Source organism: Enterococcus sp. AZ197, from assembly GCF_050556405.1.
GTDB lineage: Bacteria > Bacillota > Bacilli > Lactobacillales > Enterococcaceae > Enterococcus > Enterococcus faecalis.
Window position 1 is genome coordinate 1,584,792 of sequence record NZ_CP187873.1, and the last position, 25,064, is coordinate 1,609,855.

The window sequence follows — 25,064 nt, forward strand, 5'->3', positions numbered from 1 at the left end:
AGTCATTATCCCTCCCTAAGTAAGAAATAGTGCCTTGACCTGAGTATAATATCTTCTTGAGACTGGTACTTCCGTTCCGTCTCTCATAGTTAAAAGATGCGTTTTATAATTTAATTTTGACGCATATTTTTTATTGATGATGATTGATTGATGGACTCTAATCAAATCTGGATGCAGTTGTTCAATTTTTGATAACGTTCCATAAAATTCTCTTTTAAAATTTTTACCAACCATTGATACACGATGATCGTATTCCGTTTGAAAGAAATAAATATCATTAATATCCATTTTTATAGAAGACGCTTTTAAGTTAATGATAATATATTCACTTTTTGTCTTTATATTTTCTTTTTGTTGAATATATGCATCGACACATGTTTCGACCTCTTTTTGGAAATCTAGAAAATCCACGTTCTTTTGAATAAATTGAAGAGCTGAAACCATATATTTGTAGGAAGTTAAAACTAATTCTGTGTGAGTAGAAATAAATACAATCAGACTTTCACTGTCTGTTTTTCTGATTTCTTTAGCAACCTCAAATCCTGCCTGGATATGATTGTTCATTTGAATATCTAGGAAAAAGATATTTAGTTGGGCGTCCTGGTGTGCCACTTGTAATAATTCATCTGAACGTGAAAATAAATGGATTGTTTCATTATAAATATTTCTTGAATGTAGGATATTTGTTAACAATGCTTCTAACGCTTTTGCTTGAATAATTTGGTCTTCTAATATATAAATAGCCATTTGTTCACTCATCCCTTTCTCAAGAAGATATAAAATTACACAACAAAAGACAAATGATTATAATGTTCAATCAATTTATACACCAATAAAAGAGATAAAAAATTGATTGTCTGTTAGTATATTCACATAAATTTAGTATAGCGATTTCAGTAGTTTCCTGCAAACAAAAACATAAAATAACAAAGCATCAAGAAAGAGTACTTTGGACTATTCATCTTTTTCTAACGAATCATGAGGACGATTGTCTCTTCGTTGATGAAAAACAAAGAATCAACCGCCAAACTGTTCTTGTCATTTTATACATGACAAAATCAATTCATTGGTCGATTCTGGTTATTTTAATTTGTTAGTTCACACATGGATCATTGTGCTAACTTTTTACTTAAACATCCACACTTCTTCCTGTTGAATGAGTCGCTTAAGCGCCAATGTAGGTCACGCCACTACTATAAGCAATTGCATTAGGTAAGACACGATACGAAATCGTTTGATCATTGATGACATTGCTTTCAGAAATAATGATTCCATCAGAAGTGACCGCTTCAACAAAAGCAACATGTCCATATTGATTATCTGCGCCAGCAACTCCTGGTTGGAAACTAATCGCACGACCAGCTTTAGGCAATGAACTAACTTGATAGCCTAATGCACGTCCTTTTCTTCCCCAGTCACTGCCATTTCCCATAAATTCATCCACAGAAGTGCCCAACTGTTTGAAACGATTATAGACATACCACGTACATTGGCCCACGGGATAGCTACCACTCCGATTATAATTGATCCCATCATAGACTGGAAAATGCATTTGTTGCTGTTCCGCTTCCGACAGCTCATTTTTAGATTGGATAATCAAACCGTCTGCTGTTTTTGGTAAATCAAATTGCGTTAAGTTATAAACCGCAATTAACGAATTTAATTTATTATCGTATTGCTTGTCTGTTGCATATTTACCTGTTAAAAAACGCGTTGCTTGAAGGTAGTTTTTGGCTTCCGAACGCCACGCTGGTTTATAAAAATCTTGATTTCCGTCAATCCCTTGTCGGAGTAATTGAACATAATCTTGCAGTGAGTCATTATAGCCACCGTAATCGCGAAACCCAGCGGAAATTGTATAAAGTTGGCCCCTCTGATCAGCCTCTTTTGTTGAAAAGCTAACACTATTTCCTTGGAACGAACCTTTCACGCCAAAGAGATTATAATAAGGTTCTTTGGCTAGTTGACTTTCGCCAGAGCCACTTTCTAAAATAGCCTGAGCTATCATTACTGATGCAAAAACATCGTATTTTTCGCCAAGTTCTCTGGCTGTCTCACCAATTTTTTTAATAAACGCTGTGGTTTGTTCTGACTTCTGCATTTCAAATGACGCACCATATGTTGCTAAAACTTCTTTGCCATACTCCGTTAATATGAACTCCTTAAAAGGATTAGTCACTACCAAGCGTTTTTCCTCTTTTGAGTCTGGTTGTTGTTTGGCAGTATAGATATTCTCTAACTGAGCGATTACTTCTGGTTTCTCTTTAGAATCCGATTCCGCTGCGGCAATTAAATATTTTCCTTGGCCAAGATAAACACCATTTTGAAGCGTTTTTCCTTCAGCTGTTTGCCAAAAAATCAGATCACCAGGTTCTGCCTCCTCTATAGAACGAACTTTACCAAATGTCATTTGTTCTTGCGGCGTACTGCCAATGTCTATTTTAAATAATTGTTGGTAAATTTTTTGGGCAAGGAAACTACTGGTCAATGCTTGCTCCGTCAAATTAAATTCTTTTTTTGTTTTCCCAACGTGTCTTAATGCTTCAGCGACCACGACTGCCCGTTTCTTTTCGCCAAAAGACGACAACAGTGGAAGTTCGTAGCCTTTTAAATTTGAAGAAGCTATTTCATCTACTTTGAGGGACGGATTTAACGATACAGCCTGATTTTCTTCAACAAAGTTATTGTTGGCTTCAGGAACTTGAATAGGTTCTTCGGGTTCTTGCTTGGTCACAGGAACTTGTGGTGGTTGCGATTGTTCAACAGGCTGCGTGATTTCTGATGATACCGTTGGCTCTGTAGGTTCTTTTTTTGTTTCAGAACTAGTATTTGTGGTTGTCGTTTCTGTCGTTGACTGACTCGTTGATTCGGTAGTCGTATCGGTAGAACTACTTGATTCAGATGACGAACTACTAGTGGACGTTGTCGATGTAGCAACAGTTGTTTCGGTTGTTTCGGTTACTTTTTCTTCCGAAGTAATTGTCGTTTCCGAGGACAGAGCTGTTTGTAGCGAGCTACTTGGTAATTCTGCAGCCAACGTAACAACTGGAGCGACTTCCAAACTCAGAAGAACGAGAATACTTGTTAAAACAAGTAGTTGATTCTTGATTTTCTTTCTTTTCATTCGTAAAAATCCTCTCCTATTACTTACTTGCGCATTTGCACACTGTTTTTGTACAAATGCGCCTTGTAAGTTAATGATACGCTAATTTTGCTCTTTTTTATTTTTGAAGAATAATTTTCCTAAACCAATACTTACTATCAATAGAAAACCACTGATTGACCAGATTGGCGAAACAACTTCATTTGCTTTTGGCAAAGTACCAGAAGTGGTGGTTTTCGTTGTCGTTCCACCTGTTGCTGTGCCCTTTCCTTGGCTGGTTACACCACCAGTACCGCTAACCGTGCTATGATTTCCATTGTTGCCTGTAGAGTTGCTACTGATTGGCTCTTCTGCCATTGCTTCAATGGCTTGTGATAAAATACTTAAACATTTGTCCACAGCTTCTTGCGTCGCATTTGGGTCCTCAACAAGTGCTTTTGCTTGTTTAATTGCTTCAGCTAAAGCTTCTTGCGATGCTTTTGTAAATTGTTTTCCTGCTTTAGGTTTCAAGGTTTCTGCTTTTTGAAGCAGTTCTTTCAACTTTGTTTTATCCGTTTGAAGGACTTGTTCCTCTAAACTATCCAAAGCAGTTTTTACATTTTTTTCAGCAATATCAATTTGTTCTTGCCGAGCATTTTTATCAGCTAAAATCCCTTCCGCTTGGTCAATTGCTTCAGTTAAGCGCGCTTTAGACTCGCTGGTAAATTCTTTTCCGGCAGATGGTTTGATTGCTTTTGCTTTGGCTATCATTGCCTCTAAGGCTTTTTTATCTGTAACTAACGCTTCTTCTTGTAACCCATCGATGGCACTAGTTAATTCAGCAACCGCTTCATCAATCATTTTTTGATTAGCTGCTGGGTTTTCCAATGTGTTTTTAGCTGCTAAAAGCGCTTTTTGTAAATCTTGTAACGAGGAGGCAGTAAATTGGTGCCCTTCACTTGGAGTGACTTGCTGCGCTCGTTTGACTACTTCTTGTAATTGGTCTTTATTTACAAGGGGTACTTCTTTTAATTGAGCCATTGCAGTTTCCAATGCGTTTAGAGCCTCTGAGACTTCTTCTTTTGTCGCCGTTTCTTTCGCTACGATTGCTTCAGCCACTTGAATTGCTTCTTGCAATTGTTTTTCTGTTTCTTTTGTAAATTGGTATCCTTCTTCCGGCTTTCTTCCTCGGGCTTGAGCGATTTGCTCTTTTAAGGTTTCCTTATCAACGGCGACGGGTTGTTCTTTTAATTGTGCAATTGCTTCACGCAATGTTTTAGTCGCTTGGTCTATTTCTTCTTGAGTAACTTTTTCTTGAGCAAATACTTTTTGAGCTGCTGCTAATGACTCTTCGAGAACTTTTTTAGTTTCTTCGGTGAATTCTTGCCCATCACTTGGTTTTTTCGCCAGCCCCTCTTGAATTGCTTTTTCTAAATCAGCTTTATTCGCTACATCAGGCATTTTTTCCAACTGTTCTACAGCCTTTTCTAGATTTTCCACAGCAGCAGAAACGTCTGTCTGTGCGGCTTGCTCATTGGCTAGAACAGCTACTGCCTCATCTAAGATTGGTTTAAAGATTGCCCAAGTTTCAGGCGTATATTCTTTTTCGACACGTGCTTGATTTAGCGTAATTAGCGCTTGTAATAACTCTTTATCTACTAGCTCTGTGGGCTTCACTGTTACAGAAAAATCTGAAAGTGTGGCTTGTTGGAATCCTTGGCCTACTAATAAGCCTTGACTCATATCAAATTGTAATGGCTGCTCAACAGTTGTCGCACGTTTTACGCGAGTTGTTTCTTTTACTTTAACTTTAAAGGTAACTAAGTCCATTGAACCATTTAACAATTGTTTATTTCCTTGATTACTAAGAACTAAATACAGATTCTCCACATCATTTGAATGTTTCCGATATTTAGAATAATTTTCCATTTGTTTTGTATTATTCGTGGTTGCAGGCTGACCGACAAGTTCAAATTTGCTAGAATCAAAGGACATTTTTGTGCTTAACGCATTAATGTTTTTTAAGTCTTGACCTTTAAGTATAAAGGTTAATGTATCGCCAGGAAGATAAGTATCCTTGCCATTTTCATTAACCACAGCAAGGGATAAACCGCCCGCAATTTCTTCGACATCAGGTATCTCAATCCCACCATCTAATTGTCGTAAAACATAACTGATATCATAAGCATCAATTACCCCATTTTTATTTAAATCGCCTTTTTCAACATAGCCATTAAAGTCACTGTCCACAGATTCTAAGCCTGTATAGTTTCGATAACTCATTGCATCATTTTCATCAATCGTTCCATCGTTAGTAATGTCTCCATGTAAGATTCCTTCTGTTCCTGGTTGTTTGTAAAAGAGCATCTCACGACCAGAGCCAAAATTACCCACCGATTTTAATACCTTCATTTCAACAAAACGATACGCTTGGTCCTTCGTTTCAATGGTTTTTGTCAAAGCATCTTGCTTCCAGTTAATAGGTTCTGAAAACTCTGTCCAATTAGCTCCATCTTTCGACGTCCGATACTGGAGCTGCAAAATATTTCCGTTGCCGGCATTGTCTCTTGGCAAGTATTCAATTTTATCCATTTGATACTCCGCACCAAGATCAAATTTTAAAGACAAGAAATTTCCATCACTTGGATTAGCGATGCCGGTTGACCAGTTCGTATGCCAACCTGTACTCAAATCTTTATCTGTTAATTTCTTCAATTCTGCGCCTGGTTGTTCTGGTAAATTACTTGTTGCTTTGACTTGATTAATTGTTTCTTTATAGGGATCATCTTGTGTTTTTCCTTTAATCGGTTCACTCCATTCAGAGACCCCGTTTTTTCCAACAGCTCGAACTCGAAAAGTATGTTCGCTTAGGAAGGAAAATCCATCAAATGTTGCTGTATTCGTTTGAATATTTCCGAAAACAGTCCAGTCACGCTCTACTTCATAGCTTGTTGCCTCAGTTACTTGATCCCATTGAAGAGTCAAAGAAGATGGCGTTGTTTTTTCTTCATTGATTGCGACATTTGCTGGAATAGTTAACTGGTCATCGACCGTTGTATTTCCTCCGTCAACCGTTCCTTTATTAATGAAACCTTTGACAGTTATTTGAACATCTTTGGCGGTCACAGATTGTTTCGCTAGTTTTACTGATAACGCTGATTGGTTCAGTTTTTCTCCTGAAGCTTCAGAAAGATACTGATTCACTTGGAATTCTTTATCAAAATAATATAGATTTGTGCCAGCTAAAAATTCTTCTTTATTAGCTGCTTGTTTCAAGGTTACTTCTGTTCCCCCCACCATTGCTATTACGCTTTCGGGCGCTTCTGAAGCTAACAAATCAAGCGTGGTGCTTCGTTCATCAACAAAGCCTTTGTAACTTCCTTTTGTCGGTTCGATAGTAACGGTCAGATCCCCTTTTTCGTTTGATTTAGGGCCTTGACTATTTATTTTAGTCGTAGCTGATTGCCCAGCTTCATAACTAGTTGAAATTCCGTCATCTTCATACATATTAAAAGAAGTGGCGCCATTTGGATAAATCAAGAAAGATCGTTGATCCCGTTGGATTTCCTTTGGATTGTTGTTTGGATTCGTCATTGGGATAATACTGCCATCTTTGACGAAAACAGGCACCTTCCACAGCGGTGTTTTTACTCCATTTAAGACACGGCCACCTTGATATTTTTCGCCTGTAAATAAGTCAACCCAGACTTGTTTTTCATCTGGTAAGTAGATTCCATCACGGATTGAATTTCCTGCCTCATCTTGATTGCCATTATAAATTGGGGCAACGAGTAAATTGGGTCCCCACATATATTGGTATTGAGAATCTTTTGTATATGCTGTTCCTTCATTAGGAAATTCTAAAGCCATGGCCCGTACCATTGGTAGTCCATCAACTGATTCCTTGGCAATACTGTAGTTATAAGGCATCATCATTGATTTTAATTTTAGATACGCTCGGTTCAAATCTGTGGCTTCTTGATCAAAAGCAAATGGCGTTTTTGGGTTGGAGCCCCAGCCGTCCATATTTAGCTGCACTGGTGTAAAAGTTTTCCATTGGAAATCACGTATGTTGACCTCTTTATTTTTTCCACCAAAAATTCCATCCATATCTGAACCGACATTTGGTTGTCCAGACAACGAAGTCCCGATATATGTTGGGATATGGAAGCGAATATATTCCCATTGACCACCCGTTTGATCGCCTGTCCAGATACCAGCGTGCCGTTGGGTTCCGGCCCAACCATCTAATGAAACAATCATCGGACGAACTGCGCCGTCTGTTTCTTTTACAAAAACATTCGCGGCATCTTCTACACCATTTAAGCCAAAGGAATACCCATACCCGACCCACGCCACGTCAGTTTTGAGAGCTTTAACACCAGCGACACTAACTTCTTTCGCAATATCCCGTTCTCCTTTTTTAGGATTTTTAGGATCCGCTGGATGGAGATTAGATTGGGTCCACAGCCCCACTTCAACACCATTGGCTTGAGCATACTCTGTAAATTCTTTTAAGTTTTGTACATCGCCGTCCAATGAATCTGTTTGGCCATAGCCAGCACCGTAGCCGTCATTTGGCAAGAACCACCCTAACGGCATATCGTTTTTCTTATATCGATCAATAACTGCGCGTGCAGAAAATTGATAATTCTCTTTTTCTCCATTTAAAGATTCTAACGTGCCATTTAAGTTTCCTAAATCGCCTGGTTGGTATTCTTTGTAAAAATTACCATCTTCAAACTTAACTGCTCCCGCGGTTCCTTCTGCTACTTTCACCCAATAGTCCCGATTATACGCGTTTAAATGTGCTTCATAGAACCCGTATTCTGGCATCAAAGCTGGTTTCCCGGTTAATTCATAGTAATCTTTTAAAATACCTGCTGAGGAATCATTAAAGAAATAAAAAGCATCAAAATCTGTTCCTTCGTGCGTTGTTGTGGTTGTTTGTGGATCATGACTTCCAAAATCATAGTTGCCAGGTTTCCATGTATTTCGAACAACGCCATACCCTGCAGTTGACCAATAAAATGGGTTAGGCGATGCTACTCCGCCATCTACCCAATTGTTCGTATTGACAATCTGGATAGCTGTTCCTTTATGCGTAAATCGACCATTTTGAGTTCCTCCGCCAAAATAATTTTCTTGACTACTTTGTTTTAACGTTTGTGTAGCTTTATCATTTTTAAAGGATAGCGGAGCGGTTTCTTCTAAAATAACTTGATTCTTTTTCTTGTCTAGAACCTTCATTAAAGCGCTTTCTTTTTCGAATATAATTTTTAAACCATTATTTTCTAGAATAAATTGGTTTCCTGAATCTGTGACGTTCGTTTGCTCAAAGGCTTGTGTGCCATAGTCGGCCATTGTTTTAGCCGTAATTTTCGCAACATGCTTTGGATCATTTGGCGTTGGATATTCTTCAAATTTACCAGTTGGATCTAGATGATAGCGAAAAAGATGGTCGTTTAAAATACTAATTTGTGCTTTTTTTCCAGAAGCATACGTAATGACAAAGTTTTTCTCCGCTTTTTCAATCGACACAATTGCTCCGACTGACGTTGCTGAATCAGCTACGTCTTCTTTTGCTGTTTGCTCTTGCGCATCAACCACTTGAGAATCCATCGTAACAAACGAATGGAACGCCAATACAGACGAACTCACTAATAAAAATGTCAACCAGTGCTTTTTACCGTAAATTTTTTTACCCTGATACTCTTTGTTCATTTTTTCCTCCTTAAAATTGCTCCCCATAGAATAGTTCCGACAAAATTACTCACAAAATCCAAAACCCAACAAAGTTTTATCCAGATGAAAAGTCATAACGATTTTCTTAGTTTACTGAGACTGTTAGCAAGTCAGTTTCAGTAACCCCTTCATAAACACATCCTTTCAATAAAATATTAAATGAAAACAATCTATTTTCATCTTATATAAAAATTTTAGTACAGAATCATAATTTCCTAATGAATGCGTTTTCATTTGTTGACTACCAATTTTTCACTTTTTTAATAACATAATTATCGTATGATGGTTTTTTTGTGTTTGTCAACGGTTAATTATAGCAGCCACCATTAACAAGTATTAACCCTTGATAAACCTGTTAATTCACTTATAATGATGATTTTATTGCGAAAATATCTACATCAGAAAAAGAAAGACTTTTTCAAAAATCTAATACCTGTTGCTCAAATCTAGTCTATTTAAAAATAATCAACACCCTCCTGCTCAGCAAGAGGGTGTTAATTACTCGTTTTTTAGTGATTGATTTGACTTGCTGGTGTGAAAAGCAAACTAATGATGATGCCAACTATCAGTACCGCTAGCAATATAAAAATTAACTTTCCAAACCGGTGATAGGGATTGATCGAAAGCCCAATCCCATAAACTTTCGGAACCCACAAAGGAGGCGTTGGATTATCTTTTTGATCTTTATAGGCTATCTTTAAAATCTGCCACGCAAAATACAACAATGGTAAAACCATAATTACCCCAACTATACCTAGCCATTTTGCTAATAAGTCACTAGTATGCAAAAGAATGATTGTCAGAATTGGTACAAACAAAAGAATAAAGCTAATTGTGGCTCCCACTTGTGCTTGCTTAAGCAGTCGTCTCTCACGGAGAGTAAGATTTGCAAACATTCCATCCATCCTTTCATGGTTTTCAGATTAAATCAACGAATCACTAAAAAACTAAATTAACTGCGAAAATCAATGACCATGCGCCCGCGAATTTTTCCTTGTTCCATTTCTTCAAAAATAGCATTAATTTCTTCTGGTTGACGTGTTTGACAAACAGGAACAACTTTTCCTTCTGCACCGAATCGGAAAGCTTCTCTTAAATCTTGACGGGTTCCAACTAACGATCCGACTACGTGAATGCCATCAAGAACAAGACGTGGAATAGATAAATCCATTGTCTCAACAGGCAATCCAACGGCGACAACCGTTCCTCCCGCACGGACTGCATCGACTGCGCCATTAAATGCTGATTTAGCTACCGCAGTGACTACTGCTGCATGGACACCGCCAATTTCTTTTTGAAGTTGTGCAGCAAAATCAGGATCTTTAACTGGATTAATTAAAAGATCAGCACCCATTTCTTTCGCAAAAGCTAACTGATTATCATTCACATCAACAGCTACTACTTTTGCATTAAAGACATGCTTGGCATATTGTAAAGCTAGATTACCTAGCCCACCTAATCCTGAAATCATTAGCCATTGACCTGGACGAATCCCAGATTCTTTTATCGCTTTGTAGGTTGTTACCCCTGCACAAGTAATAGAGGAAGCTGGCTCTGATGCTAAATTTTCTGGCACTTTCACTGCATAACCGTCTGTGACGATGCATTCTTCGGCCATGGCACCATCAACTGTATATCCAGCATTTTTTACTGAACGACAAAGCGTTTCTCGACCAGAAGTACAATATTCGCAATGCCCGCAGCCTTCATAAAACCATGCAACAGATGCACGATCACCAATTTTTAAACTAGTAACGTCTTTTCCAACCTCCGTCACAATCCCAATTCCTTCGTGACCTAAGGTACAACCGCTAACATCGCCAAAATCTGCATTCTTAACGTGTAAATCCGTATGACAGACACCACAGACTTCCATTTTCAACCGCGCTTCATTATCTTTCAATGGACGCGATTCTTTTTCAACAATTTTTGTTGTTTTTCCTTTTGCTGCGACAATTGCTTTATACATGGTTCTTTCCTCCTTGTTTCTATTGTGAATCATTGAACAATAATAGTATAATACTACTTTCCAAAATAAGGAACACCAATGACTTGCGTAAATTAACGCTAATTTGACAATTTATCCTTGCTAGACAGCTATTCTTCCCTTATGTCATAGATAATTCATACTGGCATGATTTTTTCTGCATAATTGTCAACTATTTTAAAGGCAGGTTTTACAACCTCATTTTTCCCTTCTTTTTTCCCAAGATATAGCAGACGGTGCCTAAAATAACTAGAATTAAAAAGACCATGAGGTACTTAAGCCAGTGAAGGTTTTTGACTTTATGATCAACAGAACGCTTATTATACTGATCAGCTTGCTTTTTGTTTATCGCGAAATCTTTTGAGAACGTCCAGCTCCCCTCATGGTTTTTCAACTTAATGGTATAGGTATAGTCTCCAGGTTTAAACGAATCTTTCAGTAAAATAGGTAGGTCAAACCTTGTGTTTGGTGCAAAACTAAGATTATTTTTCTTTTCGTGAATGATCGTTTTGTTTGTTCCTTTTTCTTTAACAAAAAAATCTCCTTCGACTTTTGACAATAACTTCCGCTGTGGATTTTTAATTTCCATCGAAACAGTATTGTGGCGGTTAATTTGCCCAATTTTAACAGAACCACTTTCCAATTTTGCAGGTATGGTCTCTGCTGTTTCATTCACCCGAATAGCAATCGTATGCATATAAACATTTTGAATCCCACCCTTGCTTTGGTCCCCAGCTATCTCTACAGGTCGAATCGTCACTCCACCTAATAAAATTCCTGAGAATAACTTTTCTGGCATCGTTATTTGAAAATCAATCGTTTGTGATTGTTTACCAGGAACACTAATGTCCTTCCTATTGGGACTAATCAAATCACTAAGTACCAAACTCATCGATGGATCTTTTTCAAAGCTACTTTTTGTATAGTCAACTATCCCATTACTATTTGTTGTTGCTGTATTTACCTGAACTTTAAATTTTTGAGGGTTCGGCGTAGTATTGGTTATCGTTAATTTGAATGTATCTTTTTGTTTCGGAGTTAATGTCATATCAAAAAAATTACTGGTTTTGTTATTTTGAGTTGCTCCGAAAACGGGTGTGACTGTATACGCATTCGCATTGTCAATTGTTGCTGAACTATTGGTATTAGACGGCTCTGCCCAGGCACGCATCGCTCCACCTAAACAGAGAATAGTCAATATAAAAAGTATCTTTAAAATTCTTTTCAATTTATCTGCCTCGTTTTCTTACATCGTTTTATGTTAAATTCTTAGGCGGGTGCTCCATCGATGGCATTCCAGACGATGGTTCCAGAGTAGGTATTTGCAGCAATACTTTTAGGTATATTTAACGTTGCATTTAAATCGGCTGTCGTGACAGTGTCTGATAAACGGATATCACTTTTATCTAGCGAAATAATGGTTGAAGCATCTGTGGTTAAATCAACGCCCGTAAAGGTACCTTTTTCAGAAGATTCGTCAGGTTTTTTAGTGTCTAAATGAAGTGTCATTCCGTCTAAGCCAGTGACACCTTTTCCTTTATCTTCTAAATTCGCTGTCAGATACCAACCTGTATTCGTTGTCCCACGATTATCATTAATGATAAGTTGCGACTTGCTTTGATCTGGTTGCGTATGATCTTGGCCGTCTTTTGTCACCGTCCCAAAGTTAATTTGTGCTAATGGTGTAATGGTTAATCCGCCACCTAAAACCGACACATTCGCTGTGGTATTGGTATTATCAGCCGCATTCACAGTTTGTTGTCCAATTAAAAAAATCCCCGTTCCTAAAGTGACAGTTAAACCAATTATTTTTTTATTCATTATTTTTCCTCTTTTCTTTATAAAGTCCAACGATTAATGTACTTCCGAGTACCACGATTCCTAAAATCGTCTCTTGAGACGTAATCTCGTTTGTTTTTGGTAAAAAATTAGGTTGTCCTCGTGAAGTTGACATATCGTTAGTCTGCGGTATAAGCTCATTGGGATGCGGAACAATATCCTCACTCTCTTTCACTATTACCATGACTTTTGTGCCAGCTTGTGCGTCAGTTGTCTTGTCTTCAGCTTGTGCTTGAATTGGCAAACCGAGAATAAAGGCAACAAACAATAAATCATAGATAAACCATTTCACAGCTATTCCCTCTTCCCTTACGGTGTTGCTTCTAAGTTCCAAATTAACTGAGCTTCATATTTATCAGCAGGTGTGACTTTTGAAATAGTTAATGTGGGCAATAATTGTAATTTCGTCAAAACTTTTTTATTTTTGATAGATTGGTTACTTACATCAGCTACTAATTGTTGCTCATCGTTAACCATAATATTTTGCTCAGTTGTTACATAATCGACTGACTTTGGATTTAGCGTGAGATCAAGCCCTGCGTCTTTCCACGCTTGTGTTTTCTGATCATTTAAATTATAGGCTACTTCAAGCTGCCAGCCAGTTGTCCGATTAGGATCCCCCGTATCTTCAATGTTCATCTCACAACTTTTTAATGTCTGTGTTTGATCTTGGCCATTAAATTTTACGTTCTCAAAAGGCATTAGTTGTTCAGATAAGTGATAAAAGTCTAGACGATTAGAGTAATAGTAGGTCCAATCAACAGTAACACTTTTACTAAAACCTACTATTTTAGAGATATCATAAGTAATTCTATAAATGCCCGCTACTTCATCGTTTACCTGCTTAGGCGTATAGCGAATCGTTATCTTACTATAAGGAATGGACCGCCCATCATTATCTGTTGCACTATCAAAAAGACGTTTTGGATCGAAGGGCGTCCCTACAGAAAAGCTGCCGTTATGTGCACCAATATGAGCTGAAGAGGGAATGACTTCTAGTGCAGTCTGCGCCTCTAATCCTAGGTAGTTATAATCAATTTCATATTTACCAACCACTTTTGTATCCACCGCATCTACTGGGACCTTTTGCTCTCCGTCCAGTTTATATATGGTGACACTTACGTCTCGAAAATCACCTTTTTTACCATCTGGTGTTTGTAGGATAGTCACTTCACTTTCTGGTTGCCATTGAGTATATTGATAAATCGTATCTTGAGATTTAACTTTAATTTGCGCTTGATCAATGTGCACAGCTAAACTTTTCTCATTTGAGTAGCTTTTAGATGTATCATCAACATCAAGAATTCTAAATGTTAATGTGTAATCTCCTGAAGTTGGTAAAGCATCTGCTAAACAGTTAAAACTAACGCAATCATCTGTGACTGGTAAATTTTTTAAATCTTGCTCCCCAATTTTATGAAAATCAGTTTGGGCAGCACCTGAAATTTTTTCTTCAATCTGAACTTTTCTAGTTGTCGGAGCCTTAACGGTTAGTTCTACTGGTATCTTTTGTTGCGGGTGAAATGTTGTTTGACCTTTAACAAAAGCTGCCTTTTCTAAACTTGGCACTTGGTAGGGATCTGTTGTGACGCGCATATATGTTTTATCTGTGGGCTCTGAAGAATCCGTCCCTGGCGGATTGACTAACGGCAGCCCACAACCATCTTTGCCACTAAATAAATAGGTTGTTAACCCGTTTTGTTGTTGTGAAGAGACATTCACATTGGCCTTAGGATCAACTGTGTGAGTATGAAAATTAACTACGCGCGCAAACCGTTGAGCAACATACCCATCTGTCCAATTAAGCGGATTGTCTTGTCTTTGGTTCATCGTAAACTTTGGTGATAAAAAATCCCCTGGTAACATCGTTTTGCTTTCAGGTATTTCAGGATATTTAGAGGCATCTTGGGTATTGTAATTGGATAATGGATTGTCTTTATCGCCGCTGTCCCATGGCGAGATATAAGAAGACCAAGTAGCCACTTTCCCAGTGATTCCAGTGATAATTTGATGATTCAAATTATTTGGATCTTGCTTTGCTGCTGCCGCTAAACTTGTCGCACGTAACCACATGTCTGGACTAAGCAATATCCAATTATGATTAACCGTATTCGTTGTATCTGATTCGTAAGTTCGACCAAAAAAATCTGCCGACAACGAAAATTGATCACTTTCAGTGCCATCCGACAAAACATTTGATACTGGTAAGCGATGTTTCGTTAAATTTTTATTGAGGGAATAATCCTTTGAATCGCCATCCTTCATTAAAGTAGCTACATCTAAATCAAAATGAAGTTCAAATTTTATGGCCGATTTGTCAGGTTCATGTCGCCAAATTTCATAAAGTTTAGTAAAAGAAAAATTAATAGTGTCCCCCCGTTCACAAAACATCACCTGATGCTCAGTATCAATTCCGCTATAATCTTGATCAGGATCACCCCATCCCGGTGAACCATCTTCTGAAGAACCGTTAAACGTCCGCATTCCTTTTGTGTTAACAATTGGTATTTGTGTGTTTTTTTGTCCACTAATTGAATAAAAATTTTCTGGATTATCCGCAAAAGCCTTGTCATAAGCCGCTTTAAAATTATCTGCACTTATATTTTCTGGCAAATGAAACATCAGTCCATATTGCATTCCTACAGTACCAAAAGAAAGAAACTTCAATGCTTCTGTATGAGAAGTGTCCACTGTTCCGTATAATTTTACGTGTAATTTTCCTCCAAATGATCCATCAGGACCACCACCACCGTCATGGCTTATCTCCATTCCATAAGGTAAATCAGTTCTCAAATCAATGGCTATCCCTCCCGCTTGATAGAGCGAAGCTGCCTCGCATTCTTGAAAATGCACGCTCAAAAAACAAGAAATCGATACCAATAGTAGACAAGAGTAAAAGAAATAAGCAATGCTTTTTTTTCTTTTGTAGGTTGGCATTTTCATTTTTAATTGTTCGTTGATTTTTTTCATTGCTTACTCACCTTGACCTTTTTTGGAATTAGAAACTAAATAATAATTATTCTAACTACTGCTAGCTTATCAACATTGAAATTGCTTTGCCACACACAATTAATGTATAAGGCTGTACATTAATTGTGATGGCCGCTTCTTATTGCGCTTGTGTTAACATATCAATACAAAAATTTAAAGAAAGTAGACTACAATGAACCTAAATTTTACTTTTGGAGGTCCATAACATGTTTCCATCCTACCTAACGAATGAGCTAGAAATTTTATTTTATATAGTCAAGCGAGCTCATACGTCATTAAATGAAATTTCTTCCAATTTAAAAATTTCAAAAAGAACGGTCAAGGAAAATCTGATAAAAATAAATCAAGAATTCGAGGATACTTATCAAATCCAACATTTTATTGTCTCTAACAATAATGGCATTGTTTGTGTAAATCCAGCGTACCGAAAAAGCGCGGTCGAATACGCCTACACGTTAAAACTCAATCTTTTAAAAAACAATGTACAATTTAATTATTGCGTACAATTGGTCACACATTCTTCCATTGATAAAAACGAATTAATTAAAGTTTTATATATTTCTGAACATTATCTGGTAAAAATCACGAAACAACTGAATAACTTTTTTAAAATTTTTGATATAGTAATCGTTAGTATTAAGGGTATTTATCAATTAACTGGCAATGAATTATCGATTCGAGTGTTTTCTTTCATTTTCCTACAAGATTCCTTTCAAGAATTGGCTTGGCCTTTTTCTAAAATAAGTCTTGAAGAAATAAAAAAAAGTCTACCCGATGAACTTCTTGAACGATCCTATAAAAATGTCCGAATGAAGAAAAGAGCGTTTTATATTTTATATGCGATATTTAAAACTAGAACAAGTGCACAAAACTTCTTAAAGATGCCGCAGTCTAAAAAACTGCATTCTTTTTTTATTCTAATCAATCAATACAGTCATGTGACTTTATTTTTTCTTGAACACTCCTTCGCTGACATTCAATGCGAAACAAGAAAAACTGAAATTTTATACTTTAATTTTTTATCTCGCATTTTTATCCCTTATATCTTTTCGGAAAAGCAAACGAAACAAATAGAAAAATTATTTATAGAATCTAACCATCCTTATTGTGTCTTATCAAAAAAATTGTTTAAGCAAGTAGCCTACTTACTGACAAATCAGCATGATTATCAATACGTTTACTATCTTTCTATTTTTAATGCTTGGTACTTTTTAACGGAGGGCAATTATTATACTTTTTTAACACTTTATTTACCGCAGCCAGAAATTTGTACTCCGTCAGATGTGGCATACTTTAATCGAATAAAAGGAACGGTGGCAAAATTAGTTCACCAAGAAACGCATTTAGAGTTACTCAGTCAACTGCTTTACACATTGTCTGTGTCCGAAAAAAAAGTACAAGTGAGAATCTATTTACAAATTATCAAAGATTTTTATGCAAATTATTTTATTAAAACACGGTTATCCTCCTTATATAATACAAACGCAATCTCTATTACCGAAGACTTCACAAATGCGGATATCATCATCACAGATTCCTTCGAAAAAGCTACTTCTAATCAAGATATTTTCTACTTAGATTCCATTGAAAATGAAGAAAGTTGGCATGAGCTTACAGAATTTATTCAACAAAAATATATGGCTAAACTTAATGTTGGCTTATAATTGTGAGTTTTTTTTAAAAGAGCAAATTTGAAAAAAAATTTTAGAGGTGTATACTAGCAGAGGAATAATTTTTTAGCTTTTAATAAATTTTTAAAGAAGGAATGTTTTGTGAAATTATCTATCAAAAATTTTTTTGAGGTCTTCTTAGAATCGTCTTGGGCGTATAGTCGCCCTATACTAACTTTTGATACAAGACAGAACTGGTTTGCCCTTGTTCTTAGTATCATTATTGCAAATGCTGTTGGTGCTGTTCTAACAATAGTCTTTCCTTTCGCTTTTGTTTTAGTAAATGTTGGTAGCTTTTTGGGCACTGTAATTTGTGTCTTACCACGACATGGCTCTCCACAAAGAAGTGCCATAGATGGTATTTTAATGATTTTTCTTGGTGCCAGTCTGGGGATACTTTTACAGTCGTCAAGTATATTCATTATTTTATTATTCGTCCTTGGTTTGTATTTTTCAGGGATTGTAAGAAACTTTAGTATTGGTCTGTATATTCGATGTCTCTTTGGGACCATTTCTTTACTAGCTGGTGCGCAATTAAAAGGCAATTTGTCTATTGGTCAAACTTTTGAAGGTCTGGGTGCAATAATTTTAGGTATGTCCATCCTTTGTTTGTTCTATTGTCTTTATTCTAAGCCGCAAAATAATGAAGCACGAAAATTAGTAGCCGATTTATATGAACAATTATATTTATTAGCACAAGGAAAACCCGCACGCTATGTCCATTTCAGAATAAAAGTACGCGAATCTGTTGAAACAATGCCCTGGGTCAATCATCAAAAAACACCATGGATTTATCCCTTGGTTTCACAAGCAGATGCAATTGCAGGCTCGTTAGATTCAACCAATGCAGCTGAAAATCTTCCTGCTTTAAAAGCAATTCTACTCTTTTTAAAAGGAGAACAATTAACCCTGCCTCTTCAAGAATTTGCTTCAGCAAACACCGAAATAAAATCAGCAATCCTTTTGATACAAAACAAACAATCCTCTAAAAAAATCTCATTTAAATCTTTCTTACCCACAAAAGAAGGACTCGCAGAAGCCAAAGAGATCCTTCATTCTTACAAAGGCAGCTCTGCTAGATTCGCAATTCGTTTAGCTTTAACAGGTTTAGTTTGTCATTTTTGTTCGCTTATACTTAATTACATGTACCCTTTGCCTTTAGCTAATCACGAATTCTGGGTAGTTATTTCTGGTTGTTTGATGGTTATGCCAGGGTATCATGGTACACTCGGTAAAATCACTTCAAGAACTATTGGTTCTATTTTAGGTGGTTGTTTAGGCATCTTTTTGTCTCAATTAATTGCTAACTTAACAAACCTAAATCCTTTATGGCCAATGCTATTGTCTTGTTTGCTAGTTATATTGTATGAAACCGTCCGTAAATTAAGTCAAGCATTTCTAATGCTAAGTGTGACCACTTGGTTAACTTTCACATTAGGTGGTAGTTCTGCAGGCTATACAAGAGTTTTTGATGTAATTATTGGTGCGCTGATTGCTTTTGTCATGTTTTTTATTTTCCCAACATGGCATAGTCAAGTATTACGTAAAAATATCAATAGTTGGTCAAAAACGATCAGCTCTATTTTGCTAGCGTTAATCAATGAAGAGACCACGTTACCAAGTGATGCTTGGGTACTAGCTTATCGAGTACAACGTAGAGTAAACTATTCTATTCAAGAAATTGTTCTTGAATCTCCTATTTATAGTAACGATGCCTCTGCTGAAAGCTTAATGCAACAAAAACAACTAAATGATCAACTGTTGGAAATGCAAACTGCTATGGAAGAGCTTCTTTTAGAACTTATGAAAACACAACACTACTTAAAAAAATTAACGCCAGTTAGGCCGGACACACTAAACATTGAGTTATTTAACTATTCACAGCAAATACTTTCACTCACGAATCCCAAAAATAATCGACTAATCAACCAGTCCAAACAATCCATTTATTTTCCTCAAATTGAACAATCACTGGTAATCTTAAAAAATTCTACAGCTAATTTCTTTTTAGCAAATATCAAATGATTAAATAGACAAAAAGCCTAGGAAAAATCCAAAGGGAATTTTTCCTAGGCTTAAAAGTTAATAAACTACTGGCAGAGTAATCAATGAAAACAACCGACCTAATCGAGCAGAAAACTTGGTTTTTGTAACGGAATACCCCTGTCCTGACTCCGTTACACCGACTCAATTTTATAAACTTATCTGTCTAACATTCACAAAAAACTTTTTTTTCAGTTTCTGTGAGGATATCATTCATTCGACCAGATTTAAATCCTTCTAAGTCAAAAGTTACATAATTAAATCCTTGTTTTTTAAGATAATCTGCAATTTTTTCTCTGTTTTCTAATAACAGAGAAAGTTTGTCTTCTGGAATTTCAATCCGTGCTAAATCATGATGTGCTCTGACACGGACAATTGGAAAACCTATTTCCCGTAAATATTTTTCACTAGCAAATACTTGATCAATAGCTGAGCGTGTTAACTTAATGCCATAAGGAATTCTTGAAGCAATGCTACATGAGGCAACTTTACTCCAATTGGAAATACCTGCGTCTTTAGCAAGTTGACGTATTTCAATTTTATATAATTTAGCTTGTTGTAGCGGACTGATGACCCCTTCTTGATCTCTTGCTCTTAATCCAGGACGAAAGTCAGTATTATCATCCATAATCATCCCATCGGCCAGAACATCAAATCCCTCTTTCTGAATAGCCGAACGAATAGTTTTATATAATAATTTTTTACTGTAGAACCAGCTATTAGGGTTATTTGCAACAATTCTATCATCCGCTAATTCGCTCATTTCAAGGCCTAACACATTTGCTCCCAATCCATTAGCTAAATCGACCGCTTTATCAAACTCATCATCAGAAAATAATTCTGAATTTACAACAACCGCAAGTACATTTTCAGCACCTAAAGTGTCCAAAGCTTTTTTTAGCAAGTAAGAGCTATCAATTCCACCTGAATATGCAACAGCCAACTTATCCATTTTTTGTAATTCGCGAACTAAATTTTGTTCTTTCGTTTTCATGACAGACATTTAAACCATCTCCTATTGATTTTCTTTTACATAATTAATTATAGACATCTCCACATTAGAAAAAATCACGATTCATAGTATCAATTATTGTCAATATTTGTACACTTAATACCGTTTTAAATGTTGTAACAAGTTAGCATTGGCTTCTATCTCTTCCTTTGAGTACCTTGTGACAGCCGAATCAAACAATAAAATGGAATCAGCTTCCTCGTAAATACTCAAATAGTCATGGGTGGAAAGGATAATTGTTTTACCAAGTTGATGCAGATTTTTTATTATCTTTTTAAATAATTTTTCCGATTCTTTTGTCAACCCAGCAAACGGCTCATCTAATAAATACACGTCTGGATTCATTACTAACAGACTAGCAAAAGCCACTTTTTTCTTTTCTCCTCCCGATAATTGATAAGGCACTTGATTGCTTAAATGGGTAATTTTTAATAAATTCAAACAATCATTAATTCTTTTTGCTGTTTCATGCTCGGATAGTTGGAGCTGTCTAGGGCCAAATGCCAATTCGTCATAAACTGTTGCATTAAATAATTGTGTGTCCGTCTCTTGAAATAATATACCCAAATGAGCATAATACTTCTTTTTATGAATAGGGTCTTTTTTCCAGGCCGTTAATGATTGTTCCATAAAATAAATCGTTCCCTCGGAAGGTTTTAAAAAACCTGCGAGCAAATTTAAAAAAGTGGATTTGCCACTGCCGTTATCTCCCATCAAAACCAGATATTCTCCTCTGGCTATTTCCAAATTACAAGGCGAAAAAACAGGCTTCGTTTGATAGCGATAAACCAAATGATTTACTCGATACATATTAGTTCCTCCCTAAATAAAGCAACCCCCCGAAAAATAAAAGATAGACAATACTAACCAAAAAATCTTTCGTTTTTAATGGTTGCTTTACTCGATAATATTGACCAGTATATCCTCTTGCTTCCATCACCATGTCCAACTTTTTCCCATACGTAAAAGATTTTAAAGAAATAAGACTGATTAAATTACTACCCGTACTCAACTGGATATTCCCACCAACTGCTCTAGCTTCTACAGCGGCAAGCAGTTGGATTAAGAGATTTCCAAAGAAAAAGATATATTTAATCGTAATATCTAATTGTAAAAGTATTATATTCGGAAAATGAAAGATTTTTAATGCTGCTATAAATTGATTCATGTTGGTTGTTTCCATATATTGACTAATCGCTATGGCTAAAAAAAACAAATGAACAATAAATAATAAACTAAATTGACCTAAAAAAAAGATCGGTAAATAGATAATCAGCGGCATCAAAATGAGGATACTAGCTTTTTTGACAATGTTTCGTAGAATAGTTGGTTTTTCAACTAAAAGTAACATGCCTAGGTAGATGCCTAAGAGCCACAAAACAAGAACTTTTTGTGTTGTGCTGATTAAAACAATTAGTAAAAAAGTACTGATCAGTTGAATTGCTGGGTGTATATCACTGAGAATAGTCTTATTGCGTTTCCCACTCACCTGAAATTTATTTAATAAAAAAAGGATTCCTTTTCGATTTTTAAGCATAAAGGTTTCTTTTTTATTAGGTTCAAAGGACGTGGAAGATTCTTTCATCCATTCAGGCATCAACTTTGCCTTCTTCCATTAAATAAACGAAAAATGAGTAAAAAAACGATTATGGCTGTTACGCCACTTAAAATATACCCAAGTGCTAATGGCAGTCCTGGAATAAAGTAATCACTGAAAAGTGCATGAAATGAAAAACCATTCACCATACCTTTTGGTTGTACCGCAGGCAAATGATTCTGTTTTAAATTCTTAACTAATTCAGATAAATCCCATTCACCCCAAGCGGTGGCATGATCAATCAAACCTAATGGACATAAAATTACCATGACCAATAACAGTCTCTTTAATCGCAACAACGGAGTCCTTTTCTTCTTTTCTTCGATAAAAATTGCATCTTTTGACACACTTTTTACAAAATTATAGACACACACGGTGAAGAGACCTTCAACAATTCCTATTACTAACAGATGGACACTCATCATTGCTGGTATAGTTATAGAAAGACCATATGGGTTATAAAGTGGCGTACCATTCGCTTCATGGAATAGTAAGGGTTGGATACCTAATAATACAGAAGTAGAAAGTGCCGCAACATTTACACCAAGATACCCAGCTAAGAAAAGACCCATTGTTTCAAATTTTTTTACACGCGTAACTAGCTTATAAACTCCATATCCCACGAATGGCATCACAAACGCCATAGAAAAGGCGTTTGCACCAAAAGCCAATATACCACCATCACCAAATAAACAAGCCTGTAATAGTAAAGCCACCGAAACAGACAGCGTCGCGGCCCAAGGTCCCATCAATAATGCGATGAGAACAGCCCCAACAGCGTGCGCAGTTGTTCCACCAGGTACTGGCAAATTAAACATCATTATTAAAAATGACAAGGAGGAGGAAATCCCTAACATGGTCCCTGTATCTTTTTTTAATTTAATTTGAACGTCAACTTTTTTTACCGCGCGGTACCAGACAGGTACCATAATCGCGCCCATCACTGCGCAAGTTTGTGGGCTTAAATAATTTTCTGGAATATGCATGTTCGTCAGACTCCTATCTTATCGATCAATATAATCAGCTAAATAACTTTGATCGTAAATCACAATTTTTTGTTTTTTGATATCGATGACTTTTTCCTCTTTTAAATCATGGATAATTCGGTTTACGCTATTTCTCGTTGAAATCCCGCAAAACCCCGCAATATCCTCATTAGTTACTTGAAAATCAATTAATATTCCTTCCTCTGTCTGTACACCAAACAAATCAATTAATTGGTAAATAAAAGTACAAACAGCCCCTTTCTTACCATTCATTGTCATATTCTGTAAGGAACTGATACTCTCCGATAATTTTGCTCGGTAGTAATCCCGTACATAATCTTGAAGAACAGCATCTTCTCTAACATATTCCCAAAATACAGTCCTTGGTATCCGATAAAAGCTAGCCTCTTCCGACTCAATGCGGATATTAAAAGGAGCAGATGTATAATTTGATACTTCATCACGTAACAATGAAATAATGTCAGGAGACACAATATACGACAGATTAAATTCTCGTCCATCCTTTAAAATAATACTCGTCTTAACGACCCCTTTCTTTAATACATAGGTGTACGCTTCCTCCAATCCATGATAAGCGAGATAAGTATGGCGTTTTTTTTTGATAATCGGTGTCTTCTTTCTATCTAAGAAAGCTGTAAGATAATCTGACTCCATAATTGTCACTCCTTTGACTAAGTTTCTGTTTGATTCGTTAACTATTATAAACACTCTCACCAACCTTTTGTTAGCAAATGTTACCCACAATAAGGACTGTGTGATTCCTAAATTTCATTATACTTAGTCTCGTAAAATATTACTTAGGAGATGATTGCTATGGTAGAAATTAACCTACCTTATGACAAGAAAATGATTACTGCAAGAATTCCCGATAAAAATTTTATTGGGCTTCTCGAATCAAAAGCTGAACATTTTTCAAATCCATATACTGAGAAAGAAACAGTCGAAAAATCGCTGGACAATCCTATTGGAAGCCTTCCATTAGAAGAATTAGCTAAGGGTAAAAAAGACATTGTCCTCATTAGTTCCGATCACACACGTCCCGTTCCTTCACATATTATCACCCCAATTATTTTGCGTAGAATTCGTTCAGTGAACAAAACAGCTAGAATCCGGATTTTAGTTGCTACAGGCTTTCATCGCCCTTCTACACGAGAAGAACTGATTAGCAAATATGGTAAAGCGATTGTAGAGAATGAAGAAATCGTTATGCATATCTCTACTGATGATTCCTCAATGGTCAAAATCGGTCAACTACCTTCAGGGGGCGATTGTATCATTAATCGCATTGCAGCAGAAGCAGATTTACTGCTGGCCGAAGGGTTTATTGAATCACACTTTTTTGCAGGATTTTCTGGTGGACGTAAATCTGTTTTACCTGGAATTGCTTCTTATAAAACCATCATGGCTAACCATTCTGGAGAATTTATTGATTCCTCCAACTCACGGACAGGAAATTTAACGGATAATCCGATTCATAATGATATGGTCTACGCTGCCGCTAAAGCGAATCTAGCTTTTATTGTTAATGTCGTTTTAGATGGTGACAAAAAAATTATTGGTTCCTTCGCAGGTGATATGGTTGAAGCGCATAAAGTTGGTTGTAACTTTGTAAAAGAAATTGCCCGTGTCAAAAAAATACCTTGCGACATTGCGGTTTCAACGAATGGCGGATTTCCACTTGATCAAAACATTTATCAAGCAGTTAAAGGGATGACCGCTGCAGAAGCAATCAATAAAGACGGCGGTGTCATTATTATGGTCGCTGGGTGTCGTGATGGTCACGGTGGTGAAGGTTTTTATGAAAATATTGCCAATGTTAAAAATCCAAACGAATTTTTAGAAGCAGCCATCCATACACCACGATTAGAAACCGTGCCAGATCAATGGACTTCGCAAATTTTAGCGCGAATTTTAGTTCATCATCATATAATTTTTGTTTCAGATCTTGTTGATCCTGAGCTTATCACTTCGATGCATATGGAAATAGCAAAAACGTTTGATGAAGCGTTAGAGCGAGCATTTGAAAGAGAAGGTCTAAATGCAAAAGTGACTGTGATTCGAGATGGCTTGTCTGTCATTGTAGAATAATGA

At 36.5% G+C, this 25,064-nt stretch carries 17 protein-coding genes; 3 read left to right on the forward strand and 14 right to left on the reverse strand.

The features are described 5' to 3' along the window. Positions 1 to 15: 15 nt before the first annotated feature. The 9 genes from fsrA to IGK82_RS07795 all read right to left on the reverse strand — a co-directional run bounded on the left by fsrA (position 16) and on the right by IGK82_RS07795 (position 15,623). Positions 16 to 747: a response regulator FsrA gene (gene fsrA, locus IGK82_RS07755; RefSeq protein WP_078126945.1), complete on the reverse strand. Its 732-nt coding sequence runs from the start codon at positions 745 to 747 to the stop codon at positions 16 to 18. Positions 748 to 1,165: 418 nt separating this feature from the next. Beyond that, positions 1,166 to 3,124, reverse strand: coding sequence for an amidase domain-containing protein (locus IGK82_RS07760; protein ID WP_010709500.1), 1,959 nt, complete (start codon positions 3,122 to 3,124; stop codon positions 1,166 to 1,168). An 81-nt stretch (positions 3,125 to 3,205) separates the two neighbouring features. Then, positions 3,206 to 8,833, reverse strand: a complete 5,628-nt coding sequence (locus IGK82_RS07765; RefSeq protein WP_016622368.1) for a TIM-barrel domain-containing protein — start codon at positions 8,831 to 8,833, stop codon at positions 3,206 to 3,208. A 503-nt stretch (positions 8,834 to 9,336) separates the two neighbouring features. Continuing rightward, a complete protein-coding gene (locus IGK82_RS07770; RefSeq protein ID WP_002369244.1) occupies positions 9,337 to 9,732 on the reverse strand; it encodes a hypothetical protein in 396 nt (131 codons plus the stop codon). Positions 9,733 to 9,779: 47 nt separating this feature from the next. After that, positions 9,780 to 10,796, reverse strand: coding sequence for an alcohol dehydrogenase AdhP (adhP, locus tag IGK82_RS07775; protein ID WP_033624645.1), 1,017 nt, complete (start codon positions 10,794 to 10,796; stop codon positions 9,780 to 9,782). Between the two features lie 208 nt (positions 10,797 to 11,004). Next, on the reverse strand, positions 11,005 to 11,985 hold the full coding sequence (locus tag IGK82_RS07780) for a DUF916 and DUF3324 domain-containing protein (RefSeq protein ID WP_016622366.1): 981 nt from the start codon (positions 11,983 to 11,985) through the stop codon (positions 11,005 to 11,007). Positions 11,986 to 12,083: 98 nt separating this feature from the next. Then, positions 12,084 to 12,635: a WxL domain-containing protein gene (locus IGK82_RS07785; protein ID WP_010709503.1), complete on the reverse strand. Its 552-nt coding sequence runs from the start codon at positions 12,633 to 12,635 to the stop codon at positions 12,084 to 12,086. Then, a complete protein-coding gene (locus IGK82_RS07790) occupies positions 12,628 to 12,987 on the reverse strand; it encodes a peptidase (RefSeq protein WP_430605077.1) in 360 nt (119 codons plus the stop codon). The genes IGK82_RS07785 and IGK82_RS07790 overlap by 8 nt, the downstream gene beginning before the upstream one ends. Continuing rightward, a complete protein-coding gene (locus IGK82_RS07795) occupies positions 12,963 to 15,623 on the reverse strand; it encodes a bacterial Ig-like domain-containing protein (RefSeq protein WP_010709504.1) in 2,661 nt (886 codons plus the stop codon). The genes IGK82_RS07790 and IGK82_RS07795 overlap by 25 nt, the downstream gene beginning before the upstream one ends. Positions 15,624 to 15,850: 227 nt before the next feature. On the opposite strand from IGK82_RS07795, the gene IGK82_RS07800 reads away from it, so the two are divergent. Then, positions 15,851 to 17,308: a helix-turn-helix domain-containing protein gene (locus IGK82_RS07800; RefSeq protein WP_010709505.1), complete on the forward strand. Its 1,458-nt coding sequence runs from the start codon at positions 15,851 to 15,853 to the stop codon at positions 17,306 to 17,308. Between the two features lie 108 nt (positions 17,309 to 17,416). After that, positions 17,417 to 19,339 carry an FUSC family protein gene (locus IGK82_RS07805; RefSeq protein ID WP_010709506.1) on the forward strand — a complete coding sequence of 641 codons (1,923 nt, stop codon included), beginning with the start codon at positions 17,417 to 17,419 and terminating at the stop codon, positions 19,337 to 19,339. A gap of 184 nt (positions 19,340 to 19,523) precedes the next feature. Here the strand turns inward: IGK82_RS07805 and larE are convergent, their stop codons facing one another. The 5 genes from larE to IGK82_RS07830 all read right to left on the reverse strand — a co-directional run bounded on the left by larE (position 19,524) and on the right by IGK82_RS07830 (position 23,627). Continuing rightward, the gene (gene larE / locus IGK82_RS07810) at positions 19,524 to 20,360 is read right to left on the reverse strand and encodes an ATP-dependent sacrificial sulfur transferase LarE (protein WP_002374609.1); all 837 of its coding nucleotides are present in this window, start codon (positions 20,358 to 20,360) and stop codon (positions 19,524 to 19,526) included. Between the two features lie 105 nt (positions 20,361 to 20,465). Beyond that, positions 20,466 to 21,179 (reverse strand): ABC transporter ATP-binding protein, encoded by a 714-nt coding sequence (locus tag IGK82_RS07815; protein WP_002357209.1) that lies wholly within the window; start codon positions 21,177 to 21,179, stop codon positions 20,466 to 20,468. A 1-nt stretch (position 21,180) separates the two neighbouring features. Next, on the reverse strand, positions 21,181 to 21,966 hold the full coding sequence (locus IGK82_RS07820; RefSeq protein ID WP_010709508.1) for an energy-coupling factor transporter transmembrane component T family protein: 786 nt from the start codon (positions 21,964 to 21,966) through the stop codon (positions 21,181 to 21,183). Further along, positions 21,966 to 22,952, reverse strand: coding sequence for a cobalt transporter CbiM (gene cbiM / locus IGK82_RS07825; protein WP_002408836.1), 987 nt, complete (start codon positions 22,950 to 22,952; stop codon positions 21,966 to 21,968). The genes IGK82_RS07820 and cbiM overlap by 1 nt, the downstream gene beginning before the upstream one ends. 18 nt (positions 22,953 to 22,970) lie before the next feature. After that, on the reverse strand, positions 22,971 to 23,627 hold the full coding sequence (locus tag IGK82_RS07830; RefSeq protein ID WP_002361998.1) for a Crp/Fnr family transcriptional regulator: 657 nt from the start codon (positions 23,625 to 23,627) through the stop codon (positions 22,971 to 22,973). Positions 23,628 to 23,786: 159 nt separating this feature from the next. On the opposite strand from IGK82_RS07830, the gene larA reads away from it, so the two are divergent. After that, the gene (gene larA, locus IGK82_RS07835) at positions 23,787 to 25,061 is read left to right on the forward strand and encodes a nickel-dependent lactate racemase (protein WP_430605078.1); all 1,275 of its coding nucleotides are present in this window, start codon (positions 23,787 to 23,789) and stop codon (positions 25,059 to 25,061) included. Positions 25,062 to 25,064: the final 3 nt, after the last annotated feature.

Bases quoted from the DNA above. Each gene is read 5' to 3' on its own strand.
- fsrA (WP_078126945.1), bottom strand. From the start codon at position 747: ATGGCTATTTATATATTAGAAGACCAAATTATTCAAGCAAAAGCGTTA.
- IGK82_RS07760 (WP_010709500.1), bottom strand. From the start codon at position 3,124: ATGAAAAGAAAGAAAATCAAGAATCAACTACTTGTTTTAACAAGTATT.
- IGK82_RS07765 (WP_016622368.1), bottom strand. From the start codon at position 8,833: ATGGGGAGCAATTTTAAGGAGGAAAAAATGAACAAAGAGTATCAGGGT.
- IGK82_RS07770 (WP_002369244.1), bottom strand. From the start codon at position 9,732: ATGGATGGAATGTTTGCAAATCTTACTCTCCGTGAGAGACGACTGCTT.
- adhP (WP_033624645.1), bottom strand. From the start codon at position 10,796: ATGTATAAAGCAATTGTCGCAGCAAAAGGAAAAACAACAAAAATTGTT.
- IGK82_RS07780 (WP_016622366.1), bottom strand. From the start codon at position 11,985: ATGCGTGCCTGGGCAGAGCCGTCTAATACCAATAGTTCAGCAACAATT.
- IGK82_RS07785 (WP_010709503.1), bottom strand. From the start codon at position 12,635: ATGAATAAAAAAATAATTGGTTTAACTGTCACTTTAGGAACGGGGATT.
- IGK82_RS07795 (WP_010709504.1), bottom strand. From the start codon at position 15,623: ATGAAAAAAATCAACGAACAATTAAAAATGAAAATGCCAACCTACAAA.
- IGK82_RS07800 (WP_010709505.1), top strand. From the start codon at position 15,851: ATGTTTCCATCCTACCTAACGAATGAGCTAGAAATTTTATTTTATATA.
- larE (WP_002374609.1), bottom strand. From the start codon at position 20,360: ATGTCTGTCATGAAAACGAAAGAACAAAATTTAGTTCGCGAATTACAA.
- IGK82_RS07815 (WP_002357209.1), bottom strand. From the start codon at position 21,179: ATGTATCGAGTAAATCATTTGGTTTATCGCTATCAAACGAAGCCTGTT.
- IGK82_RS07820 (WP_010709508.1), bottom strand. From the start codon at position 21,966: ATGCCTGAATGGATGAAAGAATCTTCCACGTCCTTTGAACCTAATAAA.
- cbiM (WP_002408836.1), bottom strand. From the start codon at position 22,952: ATGCATATTCCAGAAAATTATTTAAGCCCACAAACTTGCGCAGTGATG.
- IGK82_RS07830 (WP_002361998.1), bottom strand. From the start codon at position 23,627: ATGGAGTCAGATTATCTTACAGCTTTCTTAGATAGAAAGAAGACACCG.
- larA (WP_430605078.1), top strand. From the start codon at position 23,787: ATGGTAGAAATTAACCTACCTTATGACAAGAAAATGATTACTGCAAGA.